The following is a 14,284-nucleotide window of genomic DNA, read 5'->3' as shown; positions in this document are numbered from 1 at the left end:
TATGTTGTGCGCAACAAACGACGGAGCGTCAGGTGTCCGACACGTACTCGCCGACAGTCCTCAAGCGCCTGATCGCGTACGAGCTGAAGCGGCTCCGCGAGGAGGCCGGCCGGACGCGCCCGGAGGCGGCCGAACGGCTCGGCAAGACCTCGGCGCAGATCGGCCACATCGAGACGATGCGCAACCTGCCCTCGCCTGGCGACCTGGAGCTGTTGCTGACCTGGTACGGCCATCCGGAGAAGGTCGAGTTCTACCGGAACATGCTGCGCCAGGCCAAAAGAGGTCGCGACTGGTGGATCGGCCTGAGTCATGCGGACGAATTCGATCTGTACTTCGGACTTGAGTCCGCGTCGGCCAAGATCGAGGAGTATCACGCCGTCGTTGTGCCTGGCCTGTTCCAAACGCGCGCGTACGCCGCCGCGATCATGCGTGGCGGCAGTCCGACGATGTCCGATGATGAGGTCGTCCGCCGTGTGAATTTTCGCATGGCCAGGCAGAAAACGGTTGAGCGGGAGAACCCGCCAAGGATCTGGACCATCCTCGACGAGGCGACTATCAGGCGGATGGTCGGCGGTCCGATCACCATGCGTGAACAGCTGGAACGCCTGATTAGGTTGGCCGACATGCCAAACGTCGAGATTCAGGTCATGCCATTCGCCAAAGGTGCACATCCGGCGTTGGACGGCACATTCACCTATTTCTCGCTGCCGAGCGACTTGGTCGTCGATCCGGGAGTCGTGTACGCGGAGACGCGCGTAGGCGTTCGCTACTTCGAGCAGCCGGCGGAGATTGAAACGTATCGGGATATCCTTGCCAGGCTGCGGGTTCAGGCCCTCGATCCGCAGGACTCGCGCGAGATGATCGAGAGGGTGATGAAGGAGTTGTGAGTGCGAGGTTGGCGAAAGTCGACGCGGTCCGAAACTCCTAATGGTTGCGTCGAAGTTGCCAATTCGTCGTTAGCTATTGGCGTACGGGACAGCAAGTTGCGCGACGCCAGTCCTGTTCTTCTTTTCTCGCATGACAACTGGCGCGCCGCCCTCGGTGAGATCAAAGCGGGCCGGTTCGGGCTAGGCGAGCCCACACGCCGCCCTGTCTGGCATGATCCGGTGCGGGCAGGGTGAAGCGGAAGGCATTTCCGTGCTGAAGCGACGAATTCTGCATGCTCTTGTTGTCATCGGGTTGGTCATGGCGGCGTTGTTCGGGACAGGCACCGCGGCGCACGCGTCGCCGACCTCCTTCGTGGCCAAGGCCGTACACAGCGGCGGCGCCGGTGCGACGGCGTTGATCGTGACCGGCGGCCTGTCCTGGTCCAACCGGTCGGTCACGCTGACCAACGTCCAGGTCTGGGTCGCGCCGCACGAGTGCGGCTACGTGACCGCGACCGGTTTCCAGGGTGACCGGATGATCGACGACGAGGAACGGCCGACCGGATCCGATCTGTACTGCGGCTACAGCAGCGCGCACGGCCTGACGTACGGCATCGGCAACATCCCGCTGGACGGCAGTGCCGTCTCCGGTGGCATCACGCTGGTCTGGGTCGGCGCGCTCGACTCCACGCACGGCGCCACCGGCTACGCCGACTGCTATCGCGCGAAGTCGGCCTGCACACAGACGACCGGCTGAGGTTCGCATGGCCACCATGCGTGCGTCGAACGCACGCATGGTGGCCATGCGGCCATGGGCTGACGGGGTGATGTCAAGGCATACGCGCAGCTCGTCGCCACGGCGGATCGGCGCTGGTCAAAGTCGTGGTCAAGATTGACACGACAGTGTTAATGTCTCGCCATGACAGATCTGAACGCCTTCATCGCCGGCCTGCCGAAGGCCGAGCTGCACGTCCACCACGTCGGGTCGGCGTCGCCGCGGATCGTCGCCGAGCTGGCCGCGCGGCACGCCGGCAGCACGACCGTGCCGGCCGACCCGGCAGCGCTCGCCGACTATTTCACGTTCAGCGACTTCGCCCATTTCATCGAGATCTACCAGGCCGTCGTGGCGCTCATCCGCACCACCGACGACCTGCACCTGCTCACGTACGAGATCGCGCGCGACCTCGCCGCGCAGCAGGTGCGTTACGTCGAGCTGCAGGTTACGCCGTACACCCACCATTTGGCCGGCATCTCGCCGGAGCAGGTCTGCGAGGTCATCGAGGACGTACGCGCCAAGGCGGCCACCGAGTTTGGCTTGGAGATGCGGTGGATTTTCGACATCCCGGGGGAGTACGGCGCGCCGGCGGCCGATCTCACGCTGCACGCGGCGACCGGCGTACGGCCGGATGGTCTGGTCGCTTTTGGCCTGGGCGGGCCGGAAATCGGCCAGCCGCGCGGTTTTTACCAGTCGTGGTTCGACCAGGCGATCGCCGCCGGCCTGCATTCGGCGCCACACGCCGGAGAGTCGACCGGCGCGCCGACGATCTGGGACGCGATCAACCTGCTCAAGGCGGAGCGGATCGGCCATGGCACACACTGCATGGAGGATCCGAAGCTGGTCGATTTCCTTGCCGAGAAACAGATCCCACTGGAGGTGTCGCCGACCTCCAACGTACGCACCCGTGTCGTCGACTCGTACGAGACGCATCCGTTGCCGCGGATGGTCGAGGCCGGCCTGCGCGTGACGATCAACTCCGACGACCCGCCGATGTTCGGCACGACGCTGACCAACGAGTACGCCGTCGCGGCGCGGCTGCTCGACCTCGACGAGGCCGGTCTGGCCGCGCTGGCCAAGGCGGCGGTCGACGCGTCTTTCGCGCCTGAGGCGGTGAAAAAGCGGATCGGCGGCGAGATCGACGGCTATCTGTCGAGCACGGCGACCAGCTCGCCGGAGCCGACCGGCACCAGCGTCGAATAGCAGCTCGGCTCGTTTTCCAGCAGTTCCTGGAGCGGAGCGATCTCGGCCGGATGCGACAGCGCGTTGTCGGCGACCAGGATGCCACCGGGCCGGATCACCCGCAGCGGATGTGGCCACCAGCCCGGGTATTCCGTCCGTTCCGCGTCCAGGAACAGCAGGTCGACGCTGTTTTCCGCCAAGCCGCGTAAAAACTCGCCACCGTCGCCGGCGACGAAGGTGACGTGCTCGGCCAGGCCGGCTTTTTCGAGGTTGTCCCTGGCACCCGCCTGGGTCTCGGTGTCCACTGTGGTCACCTGGCCACCGACCGCGGCGCACGCGTCGGCCAGCCAGATCGTCGAATATCCGTTGGACGTGCCGATTTCCAGCACCCGGGGCGCCGGGATCGCGCGGATCAGGGTGACCAGGAACGCGGCCGCGCCGGGGTCGACATTGCGGCGGCGCTTGAGCCGGTCGGGCTGTTTCTCGTCGTGCTGGCGACCTTCTTCGTAGAGCGATTCCAGCTGCCGCAAGCGTTTTTCGTCCATGGCGCCATCATGCTCGCTTCGCCGGCCGGCGCTTCCAGGCTGTGAGATTTTACTCCGCGCGTACGTATGCCTGGAGCATCGTCGCGATCATGTCCATCCGCCGCTGGTCGAAATCCACGTCCGGATAGAGCACCGCCGACAACGCCTCGCCGTCGAAGTAGTGGATGACGTGTGCGACGACCGCGAGTCGCTTGTCGTCCGGCAGCGCGCGCAGCACCGGCACCTGCTTGCTCGCCTCGAGCATCGCCTCGGCGAACGCGCCGGCGACCGGCTTGAGGCGCTCGCGGAGCACCGGATCGGTGCGGGCGGCGACCAGCAGCTCGATCCAGACCGCGTTGATCGGATCGCGCGCGCCGGCGCGTACGCGCGGCAGCACCGCGACCGGGTCGGCCTCCGGCAGCTCGGCGACATAGTCGGTGAACCGCTGGATCTGTCGGCGCGCGACCTCCTCGGCGGCGGCCAGCATGAGGTCGGTCAGCGTCGCGTAGTGACCGAACAGCGCGCCGGCCGAAACACCCGCTCTGGCGCTGATTTCCTTGACCGTCGCGCGCGCGTAGCCGAGCTCGGACAGCGCCGAGATCGTGCCGTCGAGCAGGCTCGCGTTGGTCGCCGCGCGGCGTTCGGCCTGCGTACGCCGTTTTTGCTCAGCCACGTGACAATAATAAATCGAGCACTTGAAATATTTCTGGCAAAGCGGCATGCTACCTGCCAGTAGGTTCCCGGTGACCCACCTCACAGGAGGCCCATGTGGTCCAGAGATCCCGCCTGTCGCTGCTGCTCGCCGCACTCGTCTTCGTGGCCGGACTGACCGCCGCCGCGCCGGCCGGGGCGGCCATCGCGCCACCGAGCCAGGACCCGTTCTATGCGGTGCCCTCGGATGTCGGCTCGTACGCTCCGGGTGCGGTCATCAGATCGCGGCAGATCGCGCCGCAAACTGCGATCGGCCAACTGCCGGCGGTGCGCGCGTGGCAGGTGCTCTATCGTACGAACGACGGCGAGGACGCGGCCACCGCGACGGTCGCCACCGTGCTCGTACCAGCGGCGCCGTGGACCGGCGCCGGCACGCGGCCGCTGCTTTCCTACCAGAGCGCGGAAGACTCGGTCGGCATCGACTGCGCACCGTCGTACGCGTGGCGCAACGGCATCTTCGCCGGCCTCGGCGAGCCGCTGGCCGACCCGCTGGCCGTCGGGCCGGCGCTCGCCCTCGGCTGGGCCGTGGTGGTGCCGGATTACGAGGGACCGCAAGGAATGTTCGGCGTCGGCCGGATGGCCGGTCACGGCGTACTCGACGGGATCCGCGCCGCGCTGAACTTTTCCACCGCTGGCTTGGATCCGCGCACCAAGGTGGCGACTTTCGGTTACTCCGGCGGGGGACTGGCGACCGGCTGGGCCGGTGAGCTGCAGGGGACGTACGCGCCGGAGCTCAACTATGTCGGCACGGCCGGCGGTGGCACGCCGGCGAAGCTGCTCGACGTGGTGAAATGGCTGACCGGCCCAGGAAAGGCCGCGGCCGGCCTGGCCGCCGGTGGCATTATCGGCATCCTCAAGCAGTATCCGCAGCTGCGGAAATTCCTTAACGACAAAGGCCGCACGCTCTACCAGCGCTATGAGAACGCCTGTGCCGCGCAGCTGGTGGCCGAGCTGCCGTTCCGTGACATCAACGCGTACACGACCTCGCCGGATCTGTTTGTCGAGCCGGAAATCGTCGCGGTCACCACGCGGCAGAGCATGGGGTCGCAGGCACCGAAGGCACCTGTCTTCAACTCACACGGACAGCTCGACGAGATCGTGCCTTTCGCGCAGAACAAGCGAAACGTGAAGGAATGGTGTGCCGGCGGCGCGACCGTGGACGCCGACTGGACGCTGCTCGCCGAGCACGGCCTCGGCGTGGCGCCCTGGTATGCGACCGGTTATCCGTACCTGAAGGCCCGGTTTGCCGGCCTGCCGGCGGTCAACGACTGCTGGTGGATCCGGAACAGCTAGAAGGCCGCAACCCCCCGTTACTGGCAGCTGGTGACAGTAACGGGGCGTTGCGGCAAGAACCGGCTATGGAAGGACGTTGTCGAGGGCCGTCAAGGCAAACTTGAGCTCGTCCTCGGACACCGTCAGCGCCGGCCGGAAGCGGATCGACCGCTCGCCGCTCGGCAGCGCGACCAGGTGCTCATCGGTGCGCAGGCGGCCGAGCACGTCGTCGCGTACGGCCGCACTCTCCAGGTCGAAGGCGATCATCAGGCCACGGCCGCGGACATTGGCGATCGAGTGCCGGTCGGCGAGCTTTTTCAGCTCTGCCAGGAAAAACTCACCACGCTCGGCGGCCTGCGCGAACAGGCCCTCGCGCTCGATGATCTCCAGGTAGCGGCGCGAGCGGACCATGTCCACCAGGCCGCCACCCCAGGTCGAGTTGATCCGGCCGCTCACCACGAACACGTTGTCCGGCACCTCGTCCACCCGCCGGCCGGCCATGATGCCGCCGACCTGCACCTTCTTGGAGAAGGCGACGATGTCCGGCGCAAGGTCGAAGTGCTGGTATGCCCACGGCTTGCCGGTCGTGCCGACACCGGTCTGCACCTCGTCGAGCACGAACAGCGCGTCGTACTCGTGGCACAGTGCCTGCATCGCCAGCAGGAACTCGGCGCGCAGGTGGTTGTCGCCGCCTTCGCCCTGGATCGGCTCGGCGATGAAGCACGCGATGTCGTGCGGGTTGGCCTCGAAAGCGGCCCTGGCCTGCGCGAGCGCGTCCTTCTCCAGCTGCTCGACATCGCCGAAATGCGTCGCCGGCACGTCGATGCGCGGCCAGTCGAACCGCGGGAAGCGCGCGGTCTTGCCGGGGTCGGTGTTGGTCAGCGACATGGTGTAGCCGCTGCGCCCGTGGAAGGCGTGCCGCAGGTGCAACACCTTGGTGCCCAGCTCCGGCGAGCGGCCTGCGGCCTCGTTGCGGCGGCTCTTCCAGTCGAAGGCGACCTTCAGCGCGTTTTCCACCGCGAGCGCGCCACCTTCAACGAAGAAGAGGTGCGGCAGTGCGGGGTCGCCGAGCACGCGCGCGAACGTCTCGACGAACTCGGCGTAGTGCGTGGTGTAGATGTCGGGGTTGGCCGGCTTGTTGGCGGCGATCTCGGCCAGCAGCGTCATGAACTCCGGGTCGTCCACCACGCCGGGGTGGTTGAGGCCCAGCGGAGCCGACGCGAAGAACGTGTACATGTCCAGATAACGCTCACCCGTACGTGCGTCGACGATCCACGAGCCCTGGCTCGCACGCGTGTCCAACACCAGTTTGAAGCCGTCGGTCAGCACGTGCTCGGCCAGTCGCTGGTGCACGTCGGCAGGTGCGACTGAGGCACCGATGGTCGCAGTCATGAAGAAGATTTCCCTCCATTCGGGTGAACGTCGAAAAGAATTGCACTTCGAGCGTACGGTGCATGCAACATCCGCTGCCACTTGTGGACGGCCGTGACGGCGGATCACGGAAACCTTTCGGCCGTACGAGCCGAATAAAGGGACAAATCAGACACAGGTCTCGCGCTCGGCAAGATCTTGTCCGGTCAGTCCGCGAGGCTCTGCCAGGAGTCGTTGCGGCGCAGCACCCACGAGCGCATGTGCGGATAGCCACGTACGGCGATCGGCCGCCGCGGCCGCAGCTTGTAGGTGTCGTTGTCGGACAGCGTGGTCGCCATCTCGCGGTCGATCAGCACAGTGCCCGGCCGCGCGACCGAGGTGAGCCGCGCGGCCAGGTTGACCACCGAGCCGAACACGTCGCCGAAGCGCAGCAGCACGTTGCCGTACGCCATGCCGATCCGCAGCTGCGGCAGGCCGCGCTCCTCGCGCTCGGGGTCGGTCAGCCGCAGCGCGATCTCGGCCGCGTCGGCCGCGTCGTCGGCGACGAACAGCACCTCATCGCCGATATTCTTGACGATCCGTCCGTGGTTCTCGGTCACCGCGAGCGCCGCGTCGGTCTCGAAGTCCTCCAGCAGCGCCGCCAGCTCGGCCTTGCCGATCCGCCTGGTGAGCGAGGTGAAGCCGACGATGTCGGCAAACCCGACGACCATCTCGCGGGTCGCCAGCTCCTCGCCGTTTTCCATCATCGCCCGGCCGATCGCGGCGGTCAGCTGCCGGCGCCAGACGTAGGACTGGAGGCGCTCGACGACCGGGATCAGCTCCTCGACCAGCCGTACGCCGTCGACGAGGTCGTCGTCGCGGTCCATGAACGTGCGGAAGAGCTGCACCTGCCACTCGGCCAGCCGGGCGAAAGCCTGCGCCAGCGCGCGAGCCAGCGTGATCTCCTCGTGGCTGTCGATGTCCTGGCCGCGTACCAGCGAGTCCCACACCCGCAGCGCCACGATGTCGGCGTCGGTGAACATCTCCGCGTCGTCGCCGACGTCCGCGAATCCCATCGCCTTCCACAGCCGCTGCGCGCGCTCCAGCGGCACCTGTGCGGCGTCGGCGACCTGGTGGCGGTTGTAGTGCGCCGGACCGCCGAGCAGGATCTGTTCGAGGACCGCCGCCGCGTCAGGTGGTGTGGACGACGAGGACATCGCACTCCGCGCGATGGGTGACCGCCGACGGTACGGACCCGAGGATGCGGCCGGCGAGCGTGTTCAGGCCGCGGTTGCCGACGACCAGCAGCTCGGCGCGATGCTTCTTCGACGCGCTCATCAGCACCCGCACCGGCTCGCCGCGCACGGCCACCGTCTCGATGTTCCCGGCGCCGGCCGCCTTTGCCCGGTCGGCGGCCGTACGCAGCGTGTCCTCGGCCGGTGTCGAGCCGACCACCTGGTAGGCGTCCTCGCCGAGGATGTCCTGCGCCCGGTCCACGTCGCGCGGCTCGGCCGGCACGTACGCACACACGATGACCAGCTTCGTCGCGCTGCCGACCCGGGCGATCTGACCGGCCCGGTCGACCGCCTTCAGCGAGGTCTCCGACCCGTCGGTGCCGACCACGATCGTCTGGTAACCGCTCATCGCCTCACCTCTCCGCCGTCAGGCCGCCACCTTACCGCCGAGTACGGTCACCGGCCCCCCAGACCATCGCGGCTTGTCACACCGGTGCCAATTCCGAGGACCGACAGTTTGGCGCGCGCGGTGAGGTCAGCTCGCGAAGGCCGTGTAGCTTGCTCGGTCGAGTCTGGTCGATGACGCTGTGGCTGGCTCGGCTGGCGCGTGTGGGTCGATGACCTTCGCGGACCAAGGTCATCGGCTGTCGAGCCTTGGCGACTGTGGAGCCGGCCGGCGCGCGAACTCGACGTTTTGGTCCTTTTTAACGTTGGAAAACGACCAGAACGTCGAGTTCGTGAAAACCGCGTCGCTTGCTCGGTCGAGTCTGATCGGCGACGCTGTGGCTAGGCTCGGCTGACGCGTACGAGTCGGCGACCTTCGCGGACCAACGTCATCGGCTGTCGAGCCTCGCCGGTCACAGAGTCGTGAGAACCGGGTCGCTAGCTGTCGAGGCGAGCGACCCCGATCGGACAGGACATGCCGTTGGGGCCGTGGTTGCAATAACCGTACGGATTCTTCGCGTCGGACAAGTACTGCTGGTGATAGTCCTCAGCGAAGTAGTAGTGATCCAGCGGCTTGATCTCGGTGGTGATCTGACCGAAGCCGTTCTTCGTCACGACCGGCTGGAAAGCCTCCAGCACGGCCTTCGCGACCCGCTCCTGCTCAGGCGTGGTGGTGTAGATCGCCGAGCGATACTGCGAGCCCACGTCGTTGCCCTGCCGGTTTCCCTGCGTCGGGTCGTGGTTTTCGAAGAAGGTCTTCAGCAGTTGCTCGTACGACACCTTGGCCGGGTCGAAGACGACCTGGACGACCTCGGCGTGGCCGGTGCGGCCGGAGCAGACCTCCTCGTAGGTCGGGTTGGGGGTGAAGCCGCCGGCGTAACCGGCCGAGGTGGAGTAAACCCCCGGCGTCTGCCAGAAAATCCGCTCCGCGCCCCAGAAACATCCCATGCCGACGACCATGACCTGCAGGCCGTCGGGCCACGGGCCGGTCAGTGGCGTGCCGAGTACGGCGTGCCGCTCGGCCACCGGGATCGGCTCCTGCCGGCCGGGCAGCGCGTCGGCGGGGTCGACCATGGTGCTGCGGCGAAATCCGAACATCTCGTGCCTCCTCGCTTGAGTCAACCACGACCCACCACCCATGATTCCGCAGTCACACAACGCCGGTCGGTGGCGCCACGACCGGAGCGGTCGCGCCGCCCATGCTGGCGGCGGCCGCGGCGAGCCGGTCGACGGCCGCGGCGGTGTCGGTGGCCGACAGGGTGAACGGCAGGCGAAGCCAGTTTTCGAACGCGCCGTCGACGCCGAAGCGCGGCCCGGCGGCCAGCCGGAGGCCGAAGCGGCCGGCGGTGAGCGCGAGCATCGACGACACCGGCCGGCGCAGGTCGATCCACAGGTTGAGGCCGCCGGGCGGACACGGCACCGACCAGCCGGGAAACCGCTCGCCGAGCAGCCAGCGCAGGTGGTCGCGCGACTCGGCCAGCTCCTTGCAGCGTCTGGCCAGGATGTCGTCGGCGTTGCCGAGCAGCTCCACCGTGATCAGCTGCTCCAACACCGGACTGCCGAGGTCGGTGCTGGCGCGTACGACCGCCAGCCGGTGCAACAGGTCGGGCTGACAGCGGATCCAGCCGACCCGCAGGCCACCCCAGAAGGTCTTGCTGGTCGAGCCGATGTGGACGAGCACGTCCTGCACCGAGGCCGGCAGGTCGGCGCCGACCGGCCGCGGCGCCGGATGGTCGAGGCCCAGCTCGACCAGCGACTCGTCGACGACCAGCAACGTCTGCCGCCGGTGCGCCAGCCGCGCCAGCTCGGCCCGCTGCTCGGCCGGCATGCAGGCGCCGGTCGGATTGTGGAAGTCGGGCACCACGTATGCCAGCCGCGGCGCGGTCTGCGCCATCGTGGCGGCGATCAGGTCGAGGTCCCAGCCGTCGGCGGTCAGCGCGACCGGCACCGTACGACAGCCGGCCTGCCGGACGGCGTCGAAGATCGCCGGATAGGCCGGATGCTCCACGAGTACGCGGTCGCCGGCCGCGGCGACCGCGCCGAGGACCAGCGTGATGCCGTGCTGCGCGCCGGCGCACACCATGATCTGGTCGGCGCGCGTCGGCAGGCCACGCCGCGTGTAGCGGTCGGCGATCGCCGTACGCAGCAGCTCGATGCCGGAACCGAAATATCCGTTGCCGGGCAGGAACTCCGGCAACCGCGCGGTCGCCGCCTGTACGGCCGGATAGAGGTCGCCGGCCGGTGCGCCGGGTGCCGCGTGCGCCATGTCGATGATCGGGTCACCGTCTCGCCCGTACGGCGTCAAGGCCCAGGTGGGCGAGTCGTTGCGCGACCGTGCCGGCAGCTCGACCCAGCTGCCGGCGCCGCGCTTGCTGCCGATGAAACCCGACTCGCGCAGCGCGTCGTACGCGGTCGTCACCGTCCCGCGGCTCAGGCCGAGCGCGGACGCCAGCTCCCGCTCCGCCGGCAGGCGCGTACGCAGCGGCAACCGTCCGTCGAGCACCAGCACCTGGATGCGGTCGGCCAGCTGCCGGTGCGCCGGACCGTCGCCGCGGTGCCACCAGTCGCCGAGCACCTTGCTCAGCATGACCCCTGTCACCATCGGACCAATCTCTCACGTTTGGCCCACGAATCCGAGGCCATTGGCTGCCGAAAATGATCGACATGCTGCCACCTGACCGCCGGCTCCGCCGGTTCGTCCAGCTCTTCGTCGGCCTGTATCTCTACGGCCTGAGCTCGGCGCTGATGATCCGCGCGCAGCTCGGCCTGGACCCGTGGGACGTGTTCCACCAGGGCCTGGTCAAGCACACCGGCCTGAGCTTCGGCGCCATCACGATCATCGTCGGCGCGGTGGTGATGCTCGGCTGGATCCCGCTGCGGCAGAAGCCCGGGATCGGCACGATCTCCAACGTCATCGTCGTCGGGCTCGCCGTCGACGCGTCGCTGGCATTTCTTCCTACGCCACAAAACCTGGTGCTGCGGATCGTTTTCCTGGTCGCCGGCGTGGTGTTGTGCGGCTTCGCGACCGGATGCTATGTCGGCGCCGGCATGGGACCGGGACCGCGCGACGGACTGATGACCGGTTTGGTTGCGCGTACTGGCAAATCCGTCCGGTTGGTGCGTACGTGCATCGAGGTGAGCGTGCTCGTCGTCGGCTTTCTGCTCGGTGGCTCGGTCGGTTTCGGAACGCTGTTCTACGCGCTCACGATTGGTCCACTCGTGCACGTCTTCCTGCCGCTGATGAAGGTCCGGACCGACAGGGAAGCCGACACCGTCGTAGCCTTGCGGTCATGACCGACGGCAAAGGCGCCGAAACAGCGCACGGGTTCGAGACGTTGGCGATCCACGCGGGGCAGGACGCCGATCCCTCGACCGGCGCGGTGATCACGCCGATCTTCCAGACCTCCACGTTCCGGCAGCCGACGGTCGGCGAGCTGCCGGCCGGATACGACTACAGCCGCGCCGGCAACCCGACGCGGGCGGCGCTGGAGGACTGTCTGGCCGCGCTGGAAGGCGGCACGCGCGGATTCGCGTTCGCGTCCGGCATGGCCGCGACCGACACGTATCTGCGCGCGGTCTGCCGGCCAGGCGACCACATCCTGATCCCCAACGACGCGTACGGCGGCACCTTCCGGCTGGTCGACCGCGTGCTGCGGCGGTGGGGCCTGGACTACACACCGGTGCCGCTGTCCGACCTGGCCGCCGTACGCGCGGCGATCCGGCCGGAGACCAAGCTGATCTGGTGTGAGACGCCGACCAACCCGCTGCTCGGGATCGCCGACATCGCCGGCCTGGCGAGCGTCGCGCACGAGGCCGGCGCGCAGCTGGTCGTCGACAACACCTTCGCCTCGCCGTATCTGCAGCAGCCGCTCAACCTCGGCGCGGACGCGGTCGTGCACTCGACGACCAAATACATCGGCGGCCATTCCGATGTGGTCGGCGGCGCGGTGGTCGTACGCGACGCGCACCTGGCCGACGACATCGCCTTCCACCTCAAGTCGATGGGCGGGGTGGCCGGCCCGTTCGACTCGTGGCTTGCCTTGCGTGGCCTGAAAACCCTGGCCGTACGGATGGACCGGCACTGCGCCAACGCCGAGAGTGTCGTGCAGCTGCTGGTCAGCCACCCGGCCGTCACCGAGGTTTTCTATCCGGGACTGGAAAACCACGCCGGCCACGAGATCGCCGCCAAGCAGATGCGCCGGTTTGGCGGGATGGTGAGCTTCCGCGTACGCGGTGGCCAGGACGCCGCCGTCGCCGTCTGCGACAAGGCGAAGGTCTTCACGCTCGCCGAGTCGCTGGGTGGCGTCGAGTCGCTGATCGAGCATCCCGGCCTGATGACGCACAGCAGCGTGGCCGGGTCGGAGCTGGAGGTGCCGGACGACCTCGTCCGGCTGTCGGTCGGCATCGAGAGCGTCGAGGATCTGCGCGCCGACCTGACCCAGGCCCTCGGCTAGACCCGTACCCGTGGCCGCATGGCCACCATGCTTGCATCCAACGCAAGCATGGCGGCCATGCGGACATTCACGGCAGGTCCCGGAGCTCCAGCACCTTCTTCAGGTCAGGAACGGACACGAAGCTGATGGTGAGCGACGGCGGCTGACCACCCCTTCCGGTCACGACGAGCGCGCTGATCCCCAGCTCGGGTTCGTCAGGCACGTACGACCACATGACGATGGCATGCCGGTCACCGCGAACCTCCTTGTGCTTCATAGCCGCCGGTGCCGGCACCTGGCTGGCGTCCGGATCGGCTATCGCGTAGCCGGCGACGCCGGTGGTCGTGCCGCCAAGCGCGATCAGCAGGACGCCGTGGCTGGTGCGTACGCGGACGGCCTTGATCGCTCCGACCGTGTCCACCGGAGCCTCGTCGACTTCCCAGCCACCGCGACTGAGGTCGACCCCTCTGGCCGGGTCGGATCCGTCTCTGACGATGGCACCGAGTCCGTCCAGCGGTCCGGAGCGACGGCCAGGTGTGTTGGTGACCTCGATCCGGTCGCCGCGCTCGGTGGTGAACGCCGCCGCCTTGCCGTCCGCGGGGACGGTGACCGGAGGTGGCAGCAGCCGGAGACCTTTGTCATGCAGCAGGTCCCACACGCGTCCGTCACCGGCTGGCGGTTTCGCGGCAATGCCGACGACGTTGACCGGCTGCTCCGCGGACGCACCGAGCGTCAGTACGGCGAGACTGGCGACGGCGGTGACGCCGGTCGCCATCCAGCGGCGCTGGCGGCGCAGCGCTCCGGACGTGATCGTCACAGTGTCGACGGTGGAGGTCGGCTGGTGGTCGACCGCCTCGTGCATTGCCTGGCGAAGCTCGTCGATGGTGTTCACGGTCGTGCCTCCACTGGCCGGGTCAGGCGTACTTCGCCGATGTCAGGGGTGATCCGCAGCTTCGCGAACGCGCGCGCGGCGGTGCTCTTGACCGTGCCGACGGCGACGCCGAGCGCGGTGGCGGTCGCCTCCTCCGACAGGTCCTCGTAGTACCGGAGGACGACGACCGTACGTTCGCGCGGGGTCAGCGTCGCCAGCGCGCGGAACACCGCGTCGCGTTTGGCGTGCTCTTCCGACACGTCCGCGCTCGCCTCCTCCGGCAGCTCGCCGGTCGCGCGCTCGCGCCACGGCTTGCGGCGCCACCAGTCGTTGTGCGTGTTGACCAGTACGCGGCGGACATAGCCGTACGGGTCGTCAGAGCGGATCCGGTGCCACCGCAGATAGGCCTTCTCCAGCGCGGCCTGCACCAGGTCTTCGGCCTGGTGACGGTCACCGGTCAGCAGCTCGGCGGTACGCAGTAGGCGGGTCGCGGCCGTGCCGACGAAATCGGCGAAGTCCGGCCGCTGGGGGGTCAGCATCTGGCGTCCTTCATGTCTTCCTGGACGTGGTCGTGGCCGCGAAAGGTTCTGTTCGGTCGGTCGATGATGCGAGGATCGACGT

General features: G+C 68.0%; 16 protein-coding genes. 7 read left to right on the top strand and 9 right to left on the bottom strand.

Annotated elements, in window-relative coordinates; genetic code table 11:
* The first annotated feature begins 32 nt into the window (after nt 1-32).
* The 4 genes from GNX95_RS31805 to GNX95_RS31790 all read left to right on the top strand — a co-directional run bounded on the left by GNX95_RS31805 (nt 33) and on the right by GNX95_RS31790 (nt 2,844).
* Nucleotides 33-887, top strand: coding sequence for a helix-turn-helix domain-containing protein (locus GNX95_RS31805; RefSeq protein ID WP_163511359.1), 855 nt, complete (start codon nt 33-35; stop codon nt 885-887).
* Complete coding sequence (locus tag GNX95_RS31800) at nt 888-1,121, top strand: DUF397 domain-containing protein (protein WP_163511358.1); 234 nt, start codon at nt 888-890, stop codon at nt 1,119-1,121.
* Between the two features lie 64 nt (nt 1,122-1,185).
* Nucleotides 1,186-1,623 carry a hypothetical protein gene (locus GNX95_RS31795; protein WP_163511357.1) on the top strand — a complete coding sequence of 146 codons (438 nt, stop codon included), beginning with the start codon at nt 1,186-1,188 and terminating at the stop codon, nt 1,621-1,623.
* 162 nt (nt 1,624-1,785) lie between these two features.
* On the top strand, nt 1,786-2,844 hold the full coding sequence (locus tag GNX95_RS31790; RefSeq protein ID WP_163511356.1) for an adenosine deaminase: 1,059 nt from the start codon (nt 1,786-1,788) through the stop codon (nt 2,842-2,844).
* Here the strand turns inward: GNX95_RS31790 and GNX95_RS31785 are convergent.
* Both GNX95_RS31785 and GNX95_RS31780 read right to left on the bottom strand, forming a co-directional pair.
* On the bottom strand, nt 2,787-3,368 hold the full coding sequence (locus tag GNX95_RS31785; protein ID WP_163511355.1) for an O-methyltransferase: 582 nt from the start codon (nt 3,366-3,368) through the stop codon (nt 2,787-2,789). The two genes, GNX95_RS31790 and GNX95_RS31785, sit on opposite strands and share 58 nt — an antisense overlap.
* Before the next feature lie 49 nt (nt 3,369-3,417).
* On the bottom strand, nt 3,418-4,020 hold the full coding sequence (locus GNX95_RS31780) for a TetR family transcriptional regulator (protein WP_163511354.1): 603 nt from the start codon (nt 4,018-4,020) through the stop codon (nt 3,418-3,420).
* 95 nt (nt 4,021-4,115) lie between these two features.
* Here GNX95_RS31780 and GNX95_RS31775 point away from each other — a divergent pair, with 95 nt between their 5' ends.
* Nucleotides 4,116-5,351 carry a lipase family protein gene (locus GNX95_RS31775; protein WP_163511353.1) on the top strand — a complete coding sequence of 412 codons (1,236 nt, stop codon included), beginning with the start codon at nt 4,116-4,118 and terminating at the stop codon, nt 5,349-5,351.
* A 63-nt stretch (nt 5,352-5,414) separates the two neighbouring features.
* Here GNX95_RS31775 and lat read toward each other — a convergent pair whose 3' ends face one another.
* From lat to yczR, 5 genes are all read right to left on the bottom strand, one after another.
* Nucleotides 5,415-6,722, bottom strand: a complete 1,308-nt coding sequence (gene lat, locus GNX95_RS31770) for an L-lysine 6-transaminase (RefSeq protein ID WP_163511352.1) — start codon at nt 6,720-6,722, stop codon at nt 5,415-5,417.
* A 185-nt stretch (nt 6,723-6,907) separates the two neighbouring features.
* A complete protein-coding gene (locus GNX95_RS31765; RefSeq protein WP_163511351.1) occupies nt 6,908-7,897 on the bottom strand; it encodes an adenylate/guanylate cyclase domain-containing protein in 990 nt (329 codons plus the stop codon).
* Complete coding sequence (locus GNX95_RS31760; RefSeq protein WP_163511350.1) at nt 7,872-8,324, bottom strand: universal stress protein; 453 nt, start codon at nt 8,322-8,324, stop codon at nt 7,872-7,874. The genes GNX95_RS31765 and GNX95_RS31760 overlap by 26 nt, the downstream gene beginning before the upstream one ends.
* 473 nt (nt 8,325-8,797) lie before the next feature.
* Nucleotides 8,798-9,457, bottom strand: coding sequence for a peptide-methionine (S)-S-oxide reductase MsrA (gene msrA, locus GNX95_RS31755; RefSeq protein ID WP_163511349.1), 660 nt, complete (start codon nt 9,455-9,457; stop codon nt 8,798-8,800).
* A 52-nt stretch (nt 9,458-9,509) separates the two neighbouring features.
* On the bottom strand, nt 9,510-10,961 hold the full coding sequence (gene yczR / locus GNX95_RS31750; RefSeq protein WP_163511348.1) for a MocR-like transcription factor YczR: 1,452 nt from the start codon (nt 10,959-10,961) through the stop codon (nt 9,510-9,512).
* A gap of 62 nt (nt 10,962-11,023) precedes the next feature.
* Between yczR and yczE the strand changes: the two genes are divergently transcribed.
* On the top strand, nt 11,024-11,653 hold the full coding sequence (yczE, locus tag GNX95_RS31745; protein WP_222854077.1) for a membrane protein YczE: 630 nt from the start codon (nt 11,024-11,026) through the stop codon (nt 11,651-11,653).
* A complete protein-coding gene (locus GNX95_RS31740; protein WP_163511346.1) occupies nt 11,650-12,813 on the top strand; it encodes a cystathionine gamma-synthase in 1,164 nt (387 codons plus the stop codon). The genes yczE and GNX95_RS31740 overlap by 4 nt, the downstream gene beginning before the upstream one ends.
* Before the next feature lie 67 nt (nt 12,814-12,880).
* Here the strand turns inward: GNX95_RS31740 and GNX95_RS31735 are convergent, their stop codons facing one another.
* Both GNX95_RS31735 and GNX95_RS31730 read right to left on the bottom strand, forming a co-directional pair.
* Nucleotides 12,881-13,684, bottom strand: coding sequence for a hypothetical protein (locus GNX95_RS31735; protein ID WP_163511345.1), 804 nt, complete (start codon nt 13,682-13,684; stop codon nt 12,881-12,883).
* On the bottom strand, nt 13,681-14,202 hold the full coding sequence (locus tag GNX95_RS31730) for a SigE family RNA polymerase sigma factor (RefSeq protein ID WP_163511344.1): 522 nt from the start codon (nt 14,200-14,202) through the stop codon (nt 13,681-13,683). The genes GNX95_RS31735 and GNX95_RS31730 overlap by 4 nt, the downstream gene beginning before the upstream one ends.
* Nucleotides 14,203-14,284: the final 82 nt, after the last annotated feature.

The organism is Fodinicola acaciae (genome assembly GCF_010993745.1).
Lineage (GTDB): Bacteria > Actinomycetota > Actinomycetes > Mycobacteriales > HKI-0501 > Fodinicola > Fodinicola acaciae.
The sequence above is the reverse complement of the archived record's forward strand: the minus strand, read 5'-3'. Positions and strand labels throughout refer to the sequence as shown.

Excerpts from the sequence above, each read along its gene's own strand:
- GNX95_RS31795 (WP_163511357.1), top strand. The coding sequence starts at position 1,186 with ATGGCGGCGTTGTTCGGGACAGGCACCGCGGCGCACGCGTCGCCGACC.
- GNX95_RS31790 (WP_163511356.1), top strand. The coding sequence starts at position 1,786 with ATGACAGATCTGAACGCCTTCATCGCCGGCCTGCCGAAGGCCGAGCTG.
- GNX95_RS31785 (WP_163511355.1), bottom strand. The coding sequence starts at position 3,368 with ATGGACGAAAAACGCTTGCGGCAGCTGGAATCGCTCTACGAAGAAGGT.
- lat (WP_163511352.1), bottom strand. The coding sequence starts at position 6,722 with ATGACTGCGACCATCGGTGCCTCAGTCGCACCTGCCGACGTGCACCAG.
- GNX95_RS31765 (WP_163511351.1), bottom strand. The coding sequence starts at position 7,897 with ATGTCCTCGTCGTCCACACCACCTGACGCGGCGGCGGTCCTCGAACAG.
- GNX95_RS31760 (WP_163511350.1), bottom strand. The coding sequence starts at position 8,324 with ATGAGCGGTTACCAGACGATCGTGGTCGGCACCGACGGGTCGGAGACC.
- msrA (WP_163511349.1), bottom strand. The coding sequence starts at position 9,457 with ATGTTCGGATTTCGCCGCAGCACCATGGTCGACCCCGCCGACGCGCTG.
- yczR (WP_163511348.1), bottom strand. The coding sequence starts at position 10,961 with ATGGTGACAGGGGTCATGCTGAGCAAGGTGCTCGGCGACTGGTGGCAC.
- yczE (WP_222854077.1), top strand. The coding sequence starts at position 11,024 with ATGCTGCCACCTGACCGCCGGCTCCGCCGGTTCGTCCAGCTCTTCGTC.
- GNX95_RS31740 (WP_163511346.1), top strand. The coding sequence starts at position 11,650 with ATGACCGACGGCAAAGGCGCCGAAACAGCGCACGGGTTCGAGACGTTG.
- GNX95_RS31730 (WP_163511344.1), bottom strand. The coding sequence starts at position 14,202 with ATGCTGACCCCCCAGCGGCCGGACTTCGCCGATTTCGTCGGCACGGCC.